Annotated in this window: 14 protein-coding genes; 6 read left to right on the top strand and 8 right to left on the bottom strand. The window is 69.6% G+C overall.

Annotated features, from left to right (window positions below):
- Window positions 1-155: 155 nt before the first annotated feature.
- From ABS52_04400 to ABS52_04385, 4 genes are all read right to left on the bottom strand, one after another.
- Entirely contained in the window at window positions 156-914 is a 759-nt protein-coding gene (locus ABS52_04400) for a hypothetical protein (protein ID ODT04503.1), read from the bottom strand.
- 13 nt (window positions 915-927) lie between these two features.
- A complete protein-coding gene (locus ABS52_04395; protein ODT04502.1) occupies window positions 928-2,901 on the bottom strand; it encodes a copper resistance protein CopA in 1,974 nt (657 codons plus the stop codon).
- 246 nt (window positions 2,902-3,147) lie between these two features.
- Window positions 3,148-4,491, bottom strand: coding sequence for a type II restriction endonuclease (locus tag ABS52_04390; GenBank protein ID ODT04501.1), 1,344 nt, complete (start codon window positions 4,489-4,491; stop codon window positions 3,148-3,150).
- 342 nt (window positions 4,492-4,833) lie between these two features.
- Complete coding sequence (locus ABS52_04385; GenBank protein ODT04500.1) at window positions 4,834-5,031, bottom strand: hypothetical protein; 198 nt, start codon at window positions 5,029-5,031, stop codon at window positions 4,834-4,836.
- 180 nt (window positions 5,032-5,211) lie between these two features.
- Here ABS52_04385 and ABS52_04380 point away from each other — a divergent pair, with 180 nt between their 5' ends.
- Window positions 5,212-6,786, top strand: a complete 1,575-nt coding sequence (locus ABS52_04380) for a hypothetical protein (protein ODT04499.1) — start codon at window positions 5,212-5,214, stop codon at window positions 6,784-6,786.
- Between the two features lie 69 nt (window positions 6,787-6,855).
- Here ABS52_04380 and ABS52_04375 read toward each other — a convergent pair whose 3' ends face one another.
- On the bottom strand, window positions 6,856-7,335 hold the full coding sequence (locus tag ABS52_04375; protein ID ODT04498.1) for a hypothetical protein: 480 nt from the start codon (window positions 7,333-7,335) through the stop codon (window positions 6,856-6,858).
- Between the two features lie 427 nt (window positions 7,336-7,762).
- On the opposite strand from ABS52_04375, the gene ABS52_04370 reads away from it, so the two are divergent.
- Window positions 7,763-8,572, top strand: coding sequence for a hypothetical protein (locus ABS52_04370; GenBank protein ID ODT04497.1), 810 nt, complete (start codon window positions 7,763-7,765; stop codon window positions 8,570-8,572).
- 198 nt (window positions 8,573-8,770) lie between these two features.
- On the opposite strand, the gene ABS52_04365 is transcribed toward ABS52_04370, so the two are convergent.
- From ABS52_04365 to ABS52_04355, 3 genes are read right to left on the bottom strand one after another with little or no spacing between them, the layout of a single operon-like run.
- Window positions 8,771-10,072 (bottom strand): MFS transporter, encoded by a 1,302-nt coding sequence (locus ABS52_04365; GenBank protein ID ODT04555.1) that lies wholly within the window; start codon window positions 10,070-10,072, stop codon window positions 8,771-8,773.
- 23 nt (window positions 10,073-10,095) lie between these two features.
- A complete protein-coding gene (locus ABS52_04360) occupies window positions 10,096-10,734 on the bottom strand; it encodes an MBL fold metallo-hydrolase (protein ODT04496.1) in 639 nt (212 codons plus the stop codon).
- Window positions 10,731-11,453 carry a hypothetical protein gene (locus ABS52_04355; GenBank protein ODT04495.1) on the bottom strand — a complete coding sequence of 241 codons (723 nt, stop codon included), beginning with the start codon at window positions 11,451-11,453 and terminating at the stop codon, window positions 10,731-10,733. The genes ABS52_04360 and ABS52_04355 overlap by 4 nt, the downstream gene beginning before the upstream one ends.
- A gap of 219 nt (window positions 11,454-11,672) precedes the next feature.
- Between ABS52_04355 and ABS52_04350 the strand changes: the two genes are divergently transcribed.
- The 4 genes from ABS52_04350 to ABS52_04335 all read left to right on the top strand — a co-directional run bounded on the left by ABS52_04350 (window position 11,673) and on the right by ABS52_04335 (window position 17,525).
- The gene (locus tag ABS52_04350; protein ID ODT04494.1) at window positions 11,673-13,724 is read left to right on the top strand and encodes a hypothetical protein; all 2,052 of its coding nucleotides are present in this window, start codon (window positions 11,673-11,675) and stop codon (window positions 13,722-13,724) included.
- A gap of 317 nt (window positions 13,725-14,041) precedes the next feature.
- Entirely contained in the window at window positions 14,042-14,482 is a 441-nt protein-coding gene (locus tag ABS52_04345; GenBank protein ODT04493.1) for a hypothetical protein, read from the top strand.
- A 212-nt stretch (window positions 14,483-14,694) separates the two neighbouring features.
- On the top strand, window positions 14,695-15,999 hold the full coding sequence (locus tag ABS52_04340; GenBank protein ID ODT04492.1) for a hypothetical protein: 1,305 nt from the start codon (window positions 14,695-14,697) through the stop codon (window positions 15,997-15,999).
- On the top strand, window positions 15,996-17,525 hold the full coding sequence (locus tag ABS52_04335; GenBank protein ID ODT04491.1) for a hypothetical protein: 1,530 nt from the start codon (window positions 15,996-15,998) through the stop codon (window positions 17,523-17,525). The genes ABS52_04340 and ABS52_04335 overlap by 4 nt, the downstream gene beginning before the upstream one ends.

Genomic DNA, 17,525 nt, shown 5'->3' with positions numbered 1-17,525 from the left:
CTCGCGTCCTGCGCTGGTCCGGCTCGTCCAACCAGAACCGCATCGTCACTCGACGACGGCGCTGGGTCGCACCCGAGTTTATGACAGATAAAAGCAGCCGGCCAGCGGGTGGCAGCCCGCTGGCCGGCAAGGGATTCCCCGACGCTCGGCGTCGCTCAGCGCCAAAGCCGCACCCCGGCCACGAGGGAGAACTCGCGCACCGGCTCGCCCGACGCGTGGGCGAGGTCCGCCGTGCCTCCGAGCCGGCGGGCCCACGAGAAGCCGAGGTAGGGGGCGAACTCACGCCGGATTTCATAGCGCATCCGCATGCCGAGCTCGACGTCGTTGAAGCCGGACCCGACGCCGAACTCCGGCACCTCCTGGAGGGCGACACTCGTCTCGAGGCGCGGCTGGAGCACCAGGCGCTGCGTGAACAGCAGGTCGTACGACGCCTCCAGGCTCGCGGAGACGTCACCGTCCTGGCTGACGAAGAGCGTGGGCTCCACCTCGAACCAGCCCGGCGCCAGTCCCTGGACACCGAGCGCGAGCGAGGTGCGGGTGCTCGTGCTCCCCTCGCCGTAGTGGGTGTCCACCTTCGCGCCGACCTGTCCGTCCCACCAGGGTGTGAGCAGCCGGCCGTAGAGTAGCTGGACCTCCATCTCCCCGCCGCCGTTGCGCGTGCCGTGCTCGCCGTCCGCCTTGGCCCAGAGACGGTTGGAGGCGCCCCCGGCCCAGCCCAGCAGATCGTAGCGCACGGGCCGGCCCACGCCGTCCGGCGCGAATTCCAGCACCTCGGCCAGGACGTAGGTCTCCCGTCCCCAGTCCATCATCTCCAGCAGGTGCTTCAGCCCGATGCCCTGTGCGTCAGCGCGGCCGGGAAGGGTCAGAAGCAGCGACCCGAGCACTACGGCTGCGGAGCGTACGCGACGGACCAACCGTCGGAACAGTTCAGCTCTCATGGTGGTGTTGCTCCGTGGTTCGGGGCTGCCCCGGCTGCGAGACCTCGACCACGCGAAACATTCCCACTTCCATGTGATAGAGGATGTGGCAGTGGAAAGCCCACATCCCCGGCGCATCGGCCGTGATCAGCAGGGAGAGACGCTCGGCAGGCTTCACGTTTACCGTGTGCACGCGCGGGATCAGCTCGCCGTGGCCGTTCTCCAGCTCCATCCACATCCCGTGCAGGTGCATCGGATGGTTCATCATGGTGTCGTTTACCATGGTGAACCGCAGTCGCTCGCCGTACTTGAAACGGATCGGCTCGCTGTCCTTGAACGCGACGCCGTCGATCGACCACATGAAACGCTCCATGTTGCCAGTCAGGTGCAGCTCGATCTCCCGCTCGGGAGCGCGGAAGTCCGGACGCGGCTTCAGCGCGCGCACGTCGGTATACCGGAGCACGCGCCACCCGTCGTCGCCGAGGCCGAGGCCGGGCTCCGAGAGACGGCTTTGCACCATCATCGGCACGGCGGCGTTGCCGGGGCCGTGCCTGTTCGCCTCGTGTTCGAGCATGCCCGGCACCGTGCCGGGGGAACGGAGCCCACTCGTCCGCACGATGCCGGCGATCGCGTACTTCGCTTGGTCGACTGTCTCGGCCTTGGCCATGGCATTCATGTCGTGCCCAGCGTGATCGGTCATCGCGCTGGTGTCGCGTGGGGCGGCCGCGCTCCGCGCCGTGTCCGCCGTCGGCGGCGTCTGCCCCATTCCCGGCATCTGGCTGTGGTCCATGCCTGCCATTTCGTCGTGGTCCATACCCATGTCGGCCATGGTGAGCACGGGGCGCGGGCGGCGGGGCGGTACCTCGGCGCTCATCCCCTCGCGCGGCGCCAGTGTGCCGCGCGCGTAACCGCTGCGGTCCATGGACTCGGCGAACACGGTGTAGGCGCGATCCTCCGTCGGCTCGACGATCACGTCGAACGTCTGCGCGATCTCGATGCGGAACTCGTCCGTCTCCACCGGCTGCACGTACTGGCCGCTCGCCTGAACGAGCGTCATCGGCAGCCCCGGGATGCGCACGTCGAAGTAGGTGGCCGCCGCGGCGTTGACGAAGTGCAGCAGCACGCGCTCGCCCGGACGGAAGAGCCCCGTCCAGTTCGAGACGGGCGCCATCCCGTTCACCAGGTACGTGTAGGTGGCGCCGGTGACGTCGTTGAGGTCCGTCGGGTTCATGCGCATTCCCGCCCACATGAGTCGATCCCGAACAGTGGACCTGAAGCCGCGCTTCGCGACGTCCCCAAAAAAGTCGAAGACTGTGCGCTTCTGGAAGTTGTAGTAGTCCGGCTGCTTCTTGAGCTTCTCCAGCACGCGGTATGGGTTCTCGAACGTCCAGTCCGAGAGCACGACGAAATACTCCCGGTCGAACTGGTACGGGTAGCCATCCTGAGGCTCGATGACGAGCGGCCCGTAGTGACCGAGCTGCTCCTGAAGACCCGAGTGGCTGTGGTACCAATAGGAGCCGTACTGCTTCAGAGGGAATCGGTACTCGAATGTCGAGCCCGCAACGATGCCGGGAAAGCTCACGCCGGGTACGCCATCCATCTCTGGCGGCAGAAGCACACCGTGCCAGTGGATGGAGGTATCCTCCTTCAGCCGATTGGACACACGGAGGATCGTCTCCTGCCCCTCGCGGAGCTGGAGGAGCGGACCCGGGACGGTTCCGTTGATGGTGACCGCCGTCGTGCGACGCCCCGCGATCTCGAACGGCGTCTCGGCGATCGCCAGGTCGTACACGGCGACCCCATCGATCATCCGTGGCTGGAGTGGCTGCGCCGCGCGTCCGTTGGGCGCCGTACGCGCGTAACTGGGCAGCAGCGCCTCGGCGCCGGCGAGCAGCCCGAGGGCACTGGTCGATTGCAGGAATCGGCGGCGCGACAGCGGCGCGCGTGCGGCGGCCTCCAATCGGTCGCTCAGGTGGTCCTTCATGATCTCATCGGTAGGAGAATGTCCACGTGGGAGGGCTCGGCTCCGGATCGGTGGACACACGGGCGTCGAGCACCTAACGCGGCCCGGTTGCGTTGCCACCGCGTCATTCGGCTTCGTCCGGGTGTACTGCACGCAGCATAAAACGTGCACGAATCGTATTCAGCCGTGCCATCGGCAACAAGGCTGGATCTCTGAGAGCGGTTGCTCGGTCGATGCGCCGCCGCAGTCGTCGGCCAGTCTCCCGGTCTACGGTCGGGTCAACGCTCGCGCGACCGCCTCGACCGCCTTCAGCCCGTGCCCGAAGCGCCCCATGGCGTGCCGGTGCGCCTCCAGCTCGCCATACGGCAGGAAGCGCACGGAGAGATCGGCGACGCGGCTGAAGGCCGGCCGGGCGAGCTGCGCGCGGACCTCGTGCTCGCGGTCGTCCGGCGCGACGAGAAAGAGCCCGCGTACCGCATGGTCGGGGACACCGAGCGCGAGGTCCAGCAAGCGCACGATGCCCGAGTAGATCGAGGTCGTGTGCTCGACCTCGAAGGCTGCCGCTACGCGGCCGTCGTCGGCGACTGCAGTATCAGGCCGCTCCAGCCAGAGCACGTCGATGAGCCGGATGGCGTCCGCGCCCGGCGCGCCTGCCACGGCCGGTGGGAGTGTCTCGAGACACCCGTCACTCAGGCGGCCGTCGCCGCACGGTCTGGCCCGATCGTTCGCCGCCACCCACACCTCGTAGCCGAGCGCGTGTCCGAGATCTCGAAGCCACCCCTGCACCTCGGTGTGTGTACGATCACCCTCGCGGGCGATGGCGAGCGCCCTCGCCGACTTCGCCCCTTCGTCGCGAACGCGCGCGAGGTCCGCTTCCCACTTAGCTCGCTCCGCCGCCGCCGCCGCGGCGATGCCGCGCGGCGGCGCGGCGTACCGGCCGCTCCCAACATCGAACAGGAGCCCGGCGATGGCGCCCAGGTCGTTGGATAACAGGTCGCGATGTTGAGCGTTCAGCCGGAGGACGCCCTCGCGCATCGCCAGGTACTCGTCCCAGCGGCCGAGCTTTACCCGGGCGCCGGTGAGGGCGTTGTACCCGTTCACGATCGCCGTGTTGAACGGCGGGACGAGCGTCGGGTGCAGGAAATAGAGCAGGTTCGCCGCGGCGGGGCCCAGCCCCTTGATCGCGCGCTCGTCGAGCCGCCGAATGGCGGTCAGGACCTGCGCCTCCGTGGAGCAACAGGCGCAGGTGTCGAGGAAGCGGCCGAAGGCGCGCTGGTTGTCGGGGTGCTCGTAGATGTCGGGAATGCGCAGCTTCGGCTTCCACAGCCACGCGTGATCGGCCCCCTTGAAGAGCTGCCGCTGCTCAGCCACGGAATGTACGACTGTCTCGAGGGCAGACCCGCGGTAGGCATTGCCGAACGTCCCGATCTCGATCTCCGCCACCACCTCGGTGATGCCCCGGCGGATGGAGCGGAAGTTCTTGAGGCGCTCCTCCCAGAGGAACCATGAGCGGTAGGTGCCGCCCGGATCGTCCCGCCATCGGGCAATGAGCGTACGAAGTGCCGCGTCGGCGGGTGTTGGCTCGTCGTCGCGGGCGACGGTGGAAGACACGGGATGTTCCGGGAACGTGGGGAATCGAAGAGCAGGCAACGACAGGCGTGCGGACTCAATGCACTGCAGGACCACGCTGGAGCATGGCCGCAGCCGGCTAGACCGTTGACTGCCTTGGGCGATGCGCGAGTCTCATCGCCCGCGGCTTCCCGCGCAAGGTGTTGTTCGGGGTGGGCGTAGGTTCATGCCGCCTCCCGGCAGACGCATTTCATGCGGCGCGTACACTCGATGCGTTGTAAAGGCACCATGCTTCGCCCTCCACCTGCGAGGAGACGATCCGCCCTCGAGCCCAGCCGAAGGGTGGCGTCAGCATCGGGCCCCCGCCGCTTTCGCTCCATTCACCTATGACTCGCACCTTCTGCTTGCGTGCCGGCACGAGCCGGAGTCTCGCGTCGGGTTCACGCCGGCGCTCCCGGCGAAGACGGTGACGAATGGCGCCGTGATGAGGCACAATGAGCAGACCGGCAGGATGGTCAGGATGAAGGTGGGCCAGATGGCGGAAACCTCCATGACCCACCAAGAAGCCGCCTGCACCTCCACCCAGACGGCGCTCGCCGCAGGCGTGAATACCAGCCGACTGGCGCATGTCGGGCAGTCGGGGTTATTCTTTAGTCAGCGTAAAATCCGCGCCGCCGGCGCGGCGTCACCGCAGGAACGATCCGAGGCCGCCGCATGGCTCGGAATCGTGCCGCAGGGCGTCTCTCATCGGCCCATGCTGGTATGGACAACGTGCGCCTCCCCTCTCGACTTCTCCGCGGATTGCTGGCCCTCGCGCTCCTGACACCGACTGCCGCGCTGGCGCACGGGAAGCTCAAAAGCTCGGCACCTAGAGCCGGGGCGCCCCTGTCGGCGGTGCCGACGGAACTGCGGCTCACGTTCACCGAGGCGACGGAGCTGGCCTTCACGCGCATCGAGCTCTTTGGCCCAGACAGCCAAGCGGTCGTCCTCGGGCCGGTCGCCTTCGCCGACGGCGACGCCCGCCGCGTGGTCGTCGCCGCGATTCGTGGCGCGCTGCGTGAGGGGAAGTACACCGTAGCCTGGCAGATGGCTGGGGCCGATGGGCACCCCGTGCGTGAACGGTTCACCTTCAGGATCATGCCGGGCGCGAGCGGACTCACCGACTCGTCGGTTGTCGGCGCCGCGACGCCGCTTCCCGGCGAGGCCGCTGGCGGTGTCACGGCGCCGGGGCAGGTCCCGCCACCTGCCGCGCACCACGATCCCGTCACTATGCCGACGGGCAATGGATTCGCCGCGGAGTCGCCGCTCTACGTGGCGATCCGGTGGGTGACCTTCACCGCGCTGCTCGTTGCACTCGGTGCCGTCGCCTTCCACTTCTTCGTGCTGGGCTTCCTCCGGCGTGCCCAGGATCCCGACTCGCCGATGCTCGCGCCGGCGAGCGCGCGCGCGGCTGCGCTCGGGCTGTGGGCGACCGCTCTTCTCGGCGTGGGCGCGCTGCTCCGCTTGTACGCCCAGTCGTTCGCCCTGCAGGGGGCGGAGCGCGCGCTCGATCCCGCGTTGATCGCCACGATGCTGAGCCGGACCGTGTGGGGATGGGGATGGGTGCTTCAAGCAGTGGGCGTCACGATCGCGGTCGCCGGCTTCCTCTCGGCACGCCGTGCACGTCGGTCGGGGTGGGCGGTCGCCCTACTCGGCGTCGTGGCCCTCGCCTTCACGCCCGCTCTCTCCGGCCACGCGGCCGCGGTGCCCACGTTGACGCCACTGGCGGTTCTCGCCGATAGCGCGCATGTGATCGGCGCCGCCGGCTGGCTCGGCAGCCTCCTGTTCGTCGTCGCCGTTGGCATCCCGGCCGCCCGTCAACTTCCGGAGGGCGCGCGCGAACGCGGCGTGGCAGATCTCGTCAACGCCTTCTCTCCGACGGCACTGGTGTTTGCCGGAATCGCGGCCGCGACGGGCGTCTTCTCCGCCTGGCTCCATCTCGATGCCGTGAGCGCGCTCTGGCAGTCGGCGTACGGCCGGACACTGCTGCTCAAGCTGGCTGTCCTCTCGGCCGTGGCAGCGACGGGCGCCTACAACTGGCTACGCGTCAAGCCGACGTTGGGGACCGCGCAGGGTGCTATCCGCATCCGCCGCTCGGCGACGCTCGAGCTGGCGGTCGGCGTGCTGGTCCTCGCCGTGACGGCTGTGCTCGTGGCCACCCCGACGCCGATGGACGCGACGATGGACGCGACGATGGACGCGACGATGGACGCGACGATGGACGCCACGGCGACGACGCAGGCGGCAGGTGAGACGAGGGGCGAGGTTGGGACGGACGCGGTGACGCCGCGGCGGTGAATGGCCTGAGCCATTCACCGCCGCGGCGCGCGTGAGGGCGAAGTCAGCCCGCCACGAAGCGTCACGTCGTCACATCTGGCCCTTCGTAAGCGCGCCGCAGGCGACGATCGTCTTCATGTCCGACGCCGACGCGTGCACGGCCACATAATACGCACCATCGGCCGTCAGCGGCGCGGGAAGGGTCGCCTTCGCCGTGCCCTTGCCGTCGCTTCCGATGGTGACCGGCGGGAACGCGCTCACCTCACCGACGACATCTTGGTCGTTCGTGCACGTACCCTTGTGAATGCGCCACGGCCGCGTGGCTCCGGCCTGATCGCCGGTGAGCGTGAGCTCTGCCGACGTGCCGTGCAGCATGACCATGCCGGCGGGGGACTGGGCGCCGGACGGCGCGGCGAGCATGGCGTGTCCGCGCTCCATCTGCTTGGCGGAAGGCGCACCGTGGCTGGCGTGTCCCGCGTGCCCGCCCGCCGAGCCTGTGCTCTGTGCCGAGGCGGTGGCGGTCACGCCGAGGAGGGCGGCGCCGACAATGCCGAGAAGTCGAACGAACATCGAAGTATCCTCGTGGTAGAGAAGTGCCACCGCCGCTGTCGAGCGCGGCAACGATTGGAGAGGGCAGCATGAACGCGTCGCCAGTTCTCCGCGTCATGGGCGATAGTTTATGCAAGCTAAAATGCGAGGCTCTACAGCGGAAGTCGGCGGCGAATGTGCACGACGTCGACCGTTACCCCCCTCCTGGGAGGGGCAGCCGCCTCTCTGCCGGGCGACTCGTGGGGCCGCACCCTGACGTGTCTTGGAGCATTGACAGCGCAGCGCCGGGGGCGTTCTATAGGGCGTAAAGCAATTGGATAGCTGGCGTCAGCGAACCGACAGGCATCGCGATGCCTGTCGTGCCGGTTCACCCCTCCACTCACCGAAGGCACCCGTGCGCAACTCGATTTCCCCGTCCCGCCGCTGGCGGCAGTCGTTGACCACCGCTGTGCTGGCCGGCGTCCTTTTCGCGGCAAGCGCCGTCGCGCTCTCTGCCCACGACTTCTGGATCGTTCCCACCGCATTCGAGGTCGCGACCGACGGCGCGCTGGAGGTGCATGGCCAGACCAGCACCGCGTTCCCGACCAGCCTCTCGGCCGTGGCGCCCGATCGCGTCGCCGAAGCGCGGCTGATCGGCGCGGCCGGCGAGGAGCGCATCGGCGACTTGTCGGTGAGCGGCAAGTCGCTCCGCATCCGGCATCGACCGACGACAGCCGGGCAACGCGTCGTCGCCGTGGGGCTCGTCACCCGCACCTCGCGCGCGGCCTCGGCAGCGCTCAAGCGCTACATCGCGCTCGAGGGCGCTCCGGAGTTGGCCGAGCGCTACGAGCGGGACGGCATCCTGCCCACTACGGACAGCGTGACACAACGGACGACGAAGTATGCGAAGACGCTCGTCGAGGTGGGACGAGGCGGCCCACGCGCCTTCCGGCGCACGGCCGGGCACCCGCTGGAGTTCGTGCCGGTGACCGATCCGGCGACCCTGCACATGGGCGACACGCTCGTCGTGCAGCTCCTCTTCCGCGGCCGGCCGCTGGCGGGCGCGCACCTGCATGCCGGCGCGGCGCCCGCCGAGGGTGACACGACGAAAGCGCGGGATGTGTCGATCGTGACGGGCGACGACGGCGAGGCGCGGCTGCCGATCGACCGGGCCGGCCCGTGGAACGTCCGCACGCTGCACGCCGCCCCTGCCGAGGGTGCGGCGGGTACGTGGGACGTGTTCTTCGCCACCCTCGTCTTCCGCGCCGCCGGCCACTGAGACGCATGGGACGCTTGGGACGACACGGCGGCGGGGGAGTACTCCCCCGCCGCCGTGTCGCGTGCACCTGTCGGAGGAGTGAGGCTGCGCTGGTACAGTACGAGAAGGGAACTCGATCGCGTCATCGATCGTTCCGCGCCAGCTGTCGCCGCTACGTCGCCCCCCCATCTCGAGACCGACACGCGATGTCGACCGCGTTCATGGCAGCCTCCGGCCGGGTAGGGAGGGTGGGACCGGACGTGTATGCAGCGTCTCCGGCATGCGCAACGCCACCAGCCCACCCGACGCCGCAGTGAGCGCCGCGACGACGCCGATGGCGGTGCCCATCCCGAACACGTCGGCGACGACACCAGCGAGGAGTGCACCGACGGCGTAACCCATGTCGCGCCACAGGCGATACACGCCGATCGCCGAGCCGCGCCACGACGGATGCGCGACATCGCCAATGGCGGCGAGCAAGGTCGGGTAGACCATTGCCGTACCGATGCCCAGCGCCACACCACTCGCCGCCCACGGGGCGAAGCCGCGCCAGAGGAGCATTGCGGCGAGCGCGACGCCCTGGAGCAGCATCCCTCCCGCAATCAGCCCCTTCCGTCCCACGCGGTCGGAGAGTGCGCCGGTCCAGAGCTGGGCCACCCCCCACGTGGCGGGATACACGAAGGCGAGCACCCGGATCTGCCGCACCGAGAGTCCGGCGGCGGCAAAGAACAGCGGGAAAAGTCCCCAGGCGAGGCCGTCGTTCAGGTTGTTGACCAGCCCTGTCTGACGGGCGCTGGCGAGTGCCGGGTCTCGCCACGTGCCGCGCGCGAGGAGCTCTCGGAAGGCCGGCGTGGTCGCGGAGACGGCGGCACGCGCTCGCGCCTGGGCGTGTGCTTCCGCGTGCACGTGGGCTGTGGTGTCGCGAACGAGGAGCACGCTGAGGGCGAGCCCCGCCGTGGCGAAGGCGATGCCGAGGTAGAACGGCTCGGGGCGCAGGCCGTAGCGGCTCGCAAGCATCCCCGTGGCGAGCGCCGACAGCGCGACCGCCAGGTAGCCGGCGAACTCGTTGAGCCCCATCGCCAGGCCGCGCTGTTTCGGTCCCACGAGGTCGATCTTCATGATCACCGCCGTGGACCAGGCGAGCCCCTGGTTGATGCCGAGCAGCACGTTGGCCGCGACCACCCATCCCCACGTCGGCGCCCAGATGACCATGAGGGGGACTGGCAGGGCAAAGAGCCACCCAGCCACAAGAACCTGCTTGCGACCGTAGCGGTCGCCGAGCCGGCCGGCGAGGAGATTGGTCAGCGCCTTCACGACGCCGAAGGTGGCGATGAAGGAGAGTGCCGCGCTCTTCGAGGCGAGGGCGAACTCGCGTTCACCGAGCAGGGGAAGGATACTCCGCTCGAGCCCCACCATCGCGCCGACGAAGGCGTTCACGAGCAGCAGGAGGGCGAACTGGCGCCAGTTCTCGCGCAGGCCGAGTGGCGGGTGCGCGGACCGATCCTCGGGCGCTGGCAGGATCGTGCCTCCAGTCGCCCGGAGGGTCACGGCGAGGTTTGCATGGTGTCGGGTCGGGCGTCGTGCGTACTGTCGCTGTGCGTGTGTTGTGCGACCCCCATGTTCACGGCTCGCGTATCCGCGGCGCGCGGCGGGCGCGGCGGGATGTCCTGCAGCATCATCGCGACCAGCGCCCCGGTGTCGGTGACGCGGAAGGCCCGGTTGAAGCGCCGTTCGAAGCCGATGGTGGAGAATGGATTGCCGCTCAGCCCGCGGCCGCAGACGGAGCCGGAGAAGGCGCCCGGGAGGACCTGGACGAAGTCGCTCAGCGTGCGGAGGCGCGCGGCGCTGGCGGCCAGTGCGCGCGCCCCTTCCTCGGTGCTTGCCGCGAGCTCGGTAGGCCCCAGGTCACCCACCATGAGCGTATGCCCCGTGAAGATGAGCCACGGCTCCTCGGCGCGCGCGCGGTCGGTGACGACGGGTGCGAGGTGCTCTGGGGTATGGCCCGGCGCGTGCCAGACCGTCGCCGTCACGTTGCCTAAAGACAGGCTGTCGCGGTCGCGCACTGCGTGGAAGGGATATCTGGCGCCGGCACTCGCGTGCAGGACGTACGGCGCGCCCGACGCCGCGGCCAGCGCGCGGCCCGTGGAGACGTGGTCCGTGTGCAGGTAGTGACGCACGATCATGACGCCCTCCGACGCGAGGCGCGTACGGGTGGAGGAGTTGACGCGCGGGGAGGCTCGGGGCCTACTGCTACCGGATATCCCGCCAGTCGCCACTCAGGGAGCCCCTCGGCGAGCCGGCGCGCGTCGAAGCCGCGCGCGCGCAAGCGTTCGACGGCCTCGATCGCGTAGACACAGTACGGGCCGCGGCAGTATGCGACGACGGGGTGTTCCGGCGGCAAGTCGCCCAGTCGGGATTCGAGCGCGTCGACGGGGAATGAGCTAGCGCCAGCGATGTGCCCCGCCTCGTACTCGAGGGCGGGGCGGACGTCGATGACTGTCACTTCGCCGGCGGCGAGCCGGCGTCGGAGCTCGGCCGCGCTGACCGGTTCGAGCGGGTCGCGTCCGTCGAAGTAGGTATGGGCCAGGTGCTCGACTTCGTGCAGCCGTCGCCGGGCGAGCGATTGGATCTCGCGAACGAGGACGACGACCGCGTCATCGGCGAGGCGGTAGAAGACGAACTGCGCCTCCTTGCGTGTCTCGACCAGGCGGGCGCCCTTGAGGACTGTCAGGTGTGAGCTGGTATTGTTGACGGTAAGCCCAGCCTCGCGCGCGAGTGCCTCGACGGTGCGCTCGCCTTGCGCGAGCAGGTCGAGCAGCTCGACGCGTTTGGGGCTGGCGAGCGCCTTGGCGGTGTCGGCCCAGGCGGCGTAGAGGCGATCCTTGACGCGGCGGTGGTCCACGAGGACTCCAGTATTCCAGTGATTGTCGGAATACTAGAACCAGGGATCGTGCGGCGCAAGCGAGCGGTGGTGGACGAGGCTGCCGATCACGCCGCATGCGCGCCCTGTCGGAGCGCCGCCCTTCGCTTGCCGTTCGCTTGCCCTTCGCTTGCCGTTAGGCCTCCGGACGGTAAGTTGCCGCCGGTCGCCACACAGGTGCGGGAGATCGCATGGTTTCGCATGACGAGCGCTGACGCGCCCCGGTCTCTCGGCACGGTCTTCATCGGCGACGGCGAGATGGCCGCGCGGTGTCGTGCCCTCGACTGGGCCGCCACCCCGCTCGGGCCCGTCGAGCGCTGGTCCTCGAGCTTGCGCACCGCCGTCGGCATCGTGCTCGCCTCGCGGCACCCGATGTTCCTCTGGTGGGGGGCTGACCTGGTCCAGATCTACAACGACGCCTACCGTCCGTCGTTCGGGGAGGGTGGGCGCCACCCGGGGGCGCTGGGAATGCGTGGCGCGGAGTTCTGGACGGACATCTGGCCCATCATCGGCCCGCAGATCGAGGGGGTGATGACGCGCGGGGAGGCGACGTGGCACGAAGACCACCTCGTCCCCATCGTGCGGAATGGGCGCCTGGAGGAGGTGTACTGGACGTACGGCTATAGCCCTGTCTACGACGACGACGGCACCATCGGCGGCACACTCGTCGTCTGCACGGAGACCACCCCACGGATTCAGGCCGAGCGGGAGCGGGAGCCGCTGCTCCGGGCGATGCAGATCGAGCACTCGCATCTGGAGGCGGTCTTCCGCCAATCGCCATCGTTTCTCGCCGTCCTCCGCGGCCCCGACAACGTGTTCGAGCTCGTGAACGGCGCGTACGAGCAGATCATCGGGCACGGGCGCGAGGTGGTGGGAAAGCCGCTGCTCGACGCGCTCCCGGAGACCCGCGGGCAGGGGTTCGACGACTACCTGGGGCACGTCCGCCGCACGGGCGAGTCGTTGGTGTTTCGGGACTTGCCCGTGTTGCTCCATCGCCAGAAAGGGGCGCCGCTCGAGGAGCGCTTCCTCGACGTGACGTACCTGCCACTCGTGGAGGCGGACGGCAGCGATCTCGCCGTGATCGCCCACGGCACCGACGTGACCGAGCAGGTGGAGGCCCGTCGGGCGGCGGAACGCGCGCTCGCGGAGGTGCGCGCGAGCGAGGCGAAATTCCGCGCCCTCGTGGACGCCATCCCCACCCTCGCATGGATGGCTCAGCCAGACGGCTACATCGACTGGTACAACGCGCGCTGGTACGAGTACACGGGCACCACGGCGAGCGAGATGGAGGGGTGGGGGTGGCAGTCGGTGCACGATCCGGAGACGCTGCCGTCGGTGCTGGCGCGATGGCGGGCCTCGATCGGAACGGGTGAGCCGTTCGAGATGACCTTTCCGCTGCGCGGGGCGGACGGAGAGTTTCGCCCCTTCCTCACCCGGATCGTGCCGGCACGCGACGCCGAGGGACACGTGGTCCGGTGGTTCGGCATCAATACGAACATCGAGCCCGAGCGGCGACTGCGCCACGCGGCGGAGGAGGCCAATCGGGCAAAGAGCGAGTTCCTCGCAGTAATGAGTCACGAGCTGCGCACCCCCCTCAACGCGATCGACGGTTACGCCGAGTTGCTGGAGCTGGGAATCCGCGGGCCGTTGACTGATGCCCAACGCGAGGACATCGGACGGATCCGGAGGAGCGAGCGCCACCTGCTGGGGCTCATCGACGGTGTCCTGAGCTTCGCGCGCATCGAGGCTGGCGCCGAGCGGTACCACCTGGAAGACGTGTCGATCGATGAGATCCTGATCACGAGCGAGTCGCTCACTGCGCCTCAGGTCCGCCAGAAGGGGCTGACGCTGGAGCGCATGTCCGGCGACCCGGCGCTCCGGGTCCGTGCCGACCGTGAGAAGATGCAGCAGATCCTGCTCAACCTGCTCTCGAACGCCATCAAGTTCACGGCGCCCGGCGGACGCCTCGAACTGCGGTACGTGGCGCAACGGGACGTGGCGCAGCCGGTCGTTCGCATCACGGTGACCGACACGGGGGTCGGCATCGACAGCAAACATTGGGCACGCATCTTCGATCCCTTCGTGCAAGTATCGGCGCCGCTCACGCGCGCTCACGAGGGCACCGGCCTCGGGCTCGCCATCAGCCGGGACCTGGCGCGCGGCATGGGGGGCGACCTGACCGTCGAGAGTACACCGGGCGTCGGGAGCACGTTCGAGCTGCGCCTCCCTCTCGCGACGAGGGTGGCGCGTTAGGATGCAGTGGGCGGCGGAGGGCAGTTGGCGCGGTTCAGCTTGATTGCCTACCCGCGAACTCGTAGCTTCTGCCCACCAACTTGGGAGAGACGGCGATGAAGAGCGACGTTTGTTGCTGCGAGAATCCTTCCTGCTGCTGCGCATGCGGCTGCGACGCGGGCCCTTGCTGCGGGCAGTGTTGTTGCGACTGAGCGTCGCCAGCGGGCGATGATGGCCTCGAGACGGGGATCGCCGCCCGGTACGCGTCGAATGCGACGTGGCGCGCCGCCAAATACGCGGCCATGCGCAAACGAGTGGTTATTCCTATACATTGGAACGTGCGCCAAACCCCCCTCTTTCGCCTGATCGCGTTCGCCATCGCCCTCATGGGGGGCTTTTCGGGTCCCGTGCTGGCATTGTCGCACGGGCAGGTGCACGAGCACCTGGCGCAACGACACGGGAGTGGCCGCACGGCCGAGCACGCGAAGCATCACGACGCTCCGGCTCGAGACGTCCCGGCGCATCACGTGGCTGCAGCGAATGCACCGAATGACGATCACGCACATGGGCACCTCCGCCTCGACGCCGTTCCGAGAGCCCAGGAGCTGATCCGACTCGCCACGGCGCCGAGCGTCGCGGCCATGGTCGCGGCCCCGGTCACGATTCACGACCCGCTCCATGCGGTGCGCGCACCAGCCCGCACCGACCGCGTGCTCCTCGCGCGCCCCGATCCGGAGCAAGGCCCGCCACCCACCCTGCGGGCCCCACCCACCCTCTGACCGACCCCTCGCACGTCACCGAGCCCCCGCCCCAGCGGGCGAGCCACTGACGTCTCGAGGTGTCCTGCGTTCGCCGTCCTCCACGTCGCGCCCCGACGCGGACGTCTCCGAATCGCGCGCATCCGGGCGCGGCTTCCCTGCCGCGTCGATAGGAGCGTCGAGCGACACGCCAGCTCAGGTCAGCCTTGTCCACCTCCTGCTTCATGCGCCGAATGCGACAGCTCGGCGTGTTTCGACCAGCCCTCACGATCTTCGCGAGCGGCTCTGCCCTCCTGCTGCCCCCACGCAGTGCCGATGGGCAGCTCACCTTGAATGCCGCCCTGACGGCCGCGCGCCGCGCCAGTCCCGAGTTGCGTGCGGCCCGTGAGGCGGTGAACGCCGCGGCGGATCGCGAACGCCAGGCCGGCGCGTTTCTCAATCCCACGCTCGCGTACAGTCGCGAACAAACCTCCCGAGCAGGCCAGACCAATGCGCAGGACATCGCGCAGTTCGAGCAGCCGCTCGAGGTCGGCGGGCAGCGCGCAGCGCGACGCGAAGCGGCGCGGTTGCGACGCGAGGGGGCCGAGGCACGACTCGCCGCAACGATGGGGCAACTCGATTTCGACGTGGCCCGCGCCTTCGCCTTTGCAGTGGCCGCCGATCAACGGGTGCGCCTCGCCGAGCGGACGGCGAGCGCGTTCACGGAGGCACAGCGCGTCAGCGAGCAGCGGCTCACCGCGGGTGACGTCTCCGGCTACTCGGCGCGGCGGCTTCGGCTCGAAGCCGCGCGTTTCGCGGCGGTCCGAGCGGGTGCGGCGCTGGAGCGTCGCTCGACACGCACCGCGCTCTCGACGCTCATGGGTTTGCCGACCGCGGCGGGCGACTCGCTCGCACTTCCAGACGAGCTGCCGGCGACCGCCACTGCGCTCGCGGCGCTCTCCCTCGACTCGCTGCTGCAACGCGCGGAACGCGAGCGCGCGGACGTGCGTGCCGTTGCACTCGATGCCGCAGTCGCGTCGGCGGAGGCCCGCCTGGCGGCGCGCGAACGGATTCCAACGCCGACGTTGTCCGCCGGTTACAAGGGTGAGCGTCTGGCCGATCCGTCGCTGGGCTCGCTCACCGGCTTCCGCGGCATCATCGCTGGGGTGTCGATTCCCCTCCCGGTCTTCGACCGGCGCGCCAGCGCCGTCGCGGCGGCGGAATCCGACGCGCGCCGCGTCGCCGCCGAAGTCGATGTCGCGCGGCGGCGCGTGGGTCGCGAGGTGACCGACGCCCTGGACGCCCTGCGGGCCGCCGAGGCACAGCGCGCGGCGCTCGCCCCGCACCTCGGGGCAGACGCCCGCATCGCCGTGCAGGCGGTGCAGGCGTCCTACGTCGAAGGAGAGATCACCCTCCTCGAGTGGCTTGACGCCGTCCGCGCCTATCAGGACGCAGAGTCCACCTACCTCACCCTGCAGGCAGAAGTCGCCATCCGACAGGCTGCGCTCGCGCGCGCCGTCGGCACGGCGCTGTTCCCCTCTGACTCGCCTGACCAATGATCACGATGCCTGTAACCTTTCGCGCGCCACGCGCGCCACGCGCGGCGCTGCTCGGCGCGACCCTGTTGGCGTTAGGCGCCTGTGGCCGCGGTGGCGCCGGCGACGGCGCGAGCGCCGCCCCCGAAGCGCCCGAACCCGCGGGAGGCGCCATCACCCTCTGGACCGACTCGACGGAGCTCTTCATGGAGCATCCGGCGCTGATCGTCGGCGCGCCGGACAAGTTCGCGGTGCACCTGACGGACCTCACCGACTTCGCGCCACTCCGCTCCGGGCGCATCACGCTCACCTTCCGTGCACGGGACGGGGGAGCACCGGTGGTGGTCGTGCAGGAGACGCCTCGGGCGCCGGGGATCTACGGCCCGGCGCCCACTTTCGAGCGCCCGGGAACGTACGACCTCACGATTCTCGTCGACTCGCCGCAGGCGAAGGACAGCATCACCGTGCCGGGCCTGCCGGTGTATGCCAGCGTGGCCGAGGCGCCGCTGGTGGACGCCGGGGGAGAGCGCGCGATCTCCTTCCTCAAGGAGCAGCAGTGGAAGACGCCGGGCTTCACCACCGCCTTCGCCGCCGAAGGCGAGGTGGCAGCGACCTTCGAGGCGTCGGGGGTGATCGAGCCGCAGGCAGGGCGTTGGGCGCAGGTGAGTGCCCCGGTGGCCGGACTGGTGGATGCTTCCGGGATCGCCAGGTCGCCGGTGCCCGGGGAGCGGGTGGGACGCGGACAGGTGCTCGCCGTCCTGGCGCCGTCGTTAGGCGATGGGGGCGGGGCGCTGGTGGCCGAGGCACGCGCGCGGCTGCGCGAGGCCCAGGATGAGTACGACCGCGCCCAGCGACTCGTGGCCGTCGAGGCGGTGCCGCAACGGCGCGTGCGCGCGGCCGAGATCCGGCTCACCGCGGCCAAGGAGGCGCTCGCCGGCTACGGCACCGACGCCGGCGGCCGCGTGACGGTGCGCTCGCCCGTGGGCGGCGTCGTCGCCGAGCGACGCATAACCCCCGGGAGCCGCGTGGAGGCGGGGGCCCCGCTATTCACGATCGTCGACGCGTCGGTGGTGTGGCTGCGAGTGAATGTGCCCGCGGCGCAGGCGCCGAACGTCTCGCGGAGCTCCGGAGTGGAGTTCCTGGTCGAGGGATCGCCCCGCGCCTATTCGGCGCGGCGCGTCGTCTCGGTGGGAAGTATCATCGACTCGCTCTCGCGCACCGTCCCCGTCCTGTTCGAGGTGGCCAACCCCGACGGGTCGTTGAAGGTCGGGGCGAATGCACGGGTCGCCGTACGCACGGGTCAGCGCGAACGCGGCGTGACGATTCCCGCGTCGGCGGTGCTCGACGAGGATGGTCGTGCCATTGCCTACATACAGCCCGACGGCGAATCGTTCGTGAAGCGAGAGCTCACCATCGCCGGGCGGGAGGGCGATCGTGTACTCCTTCGCACGGGGATCGCGGTGGGGGAGCGGGTGGTGACCGGTGCCGCCTATCAGATTCGGCTGGCCTCGCTCTCCACGAGCGTGCCGGCGCAGGGCCACGAGCACTAG

It is taken from the genome of Gemmatimonadetes bacterium SCN 70-22, assembly GCA_001724275.1.
In the GTDB taxonomy this organism is placed as follows: Bacteria; Gemmatimonadota; Gemmatimonadetes; order Gemmatimonadales; family Gemmatimonadaceae; genus SCN-70-22.
The sequence above is the reverse complement of the archived record's forward strand: the minus strand, read 5'-3'. Positions and strand labels throughout refer to the sequence as shown.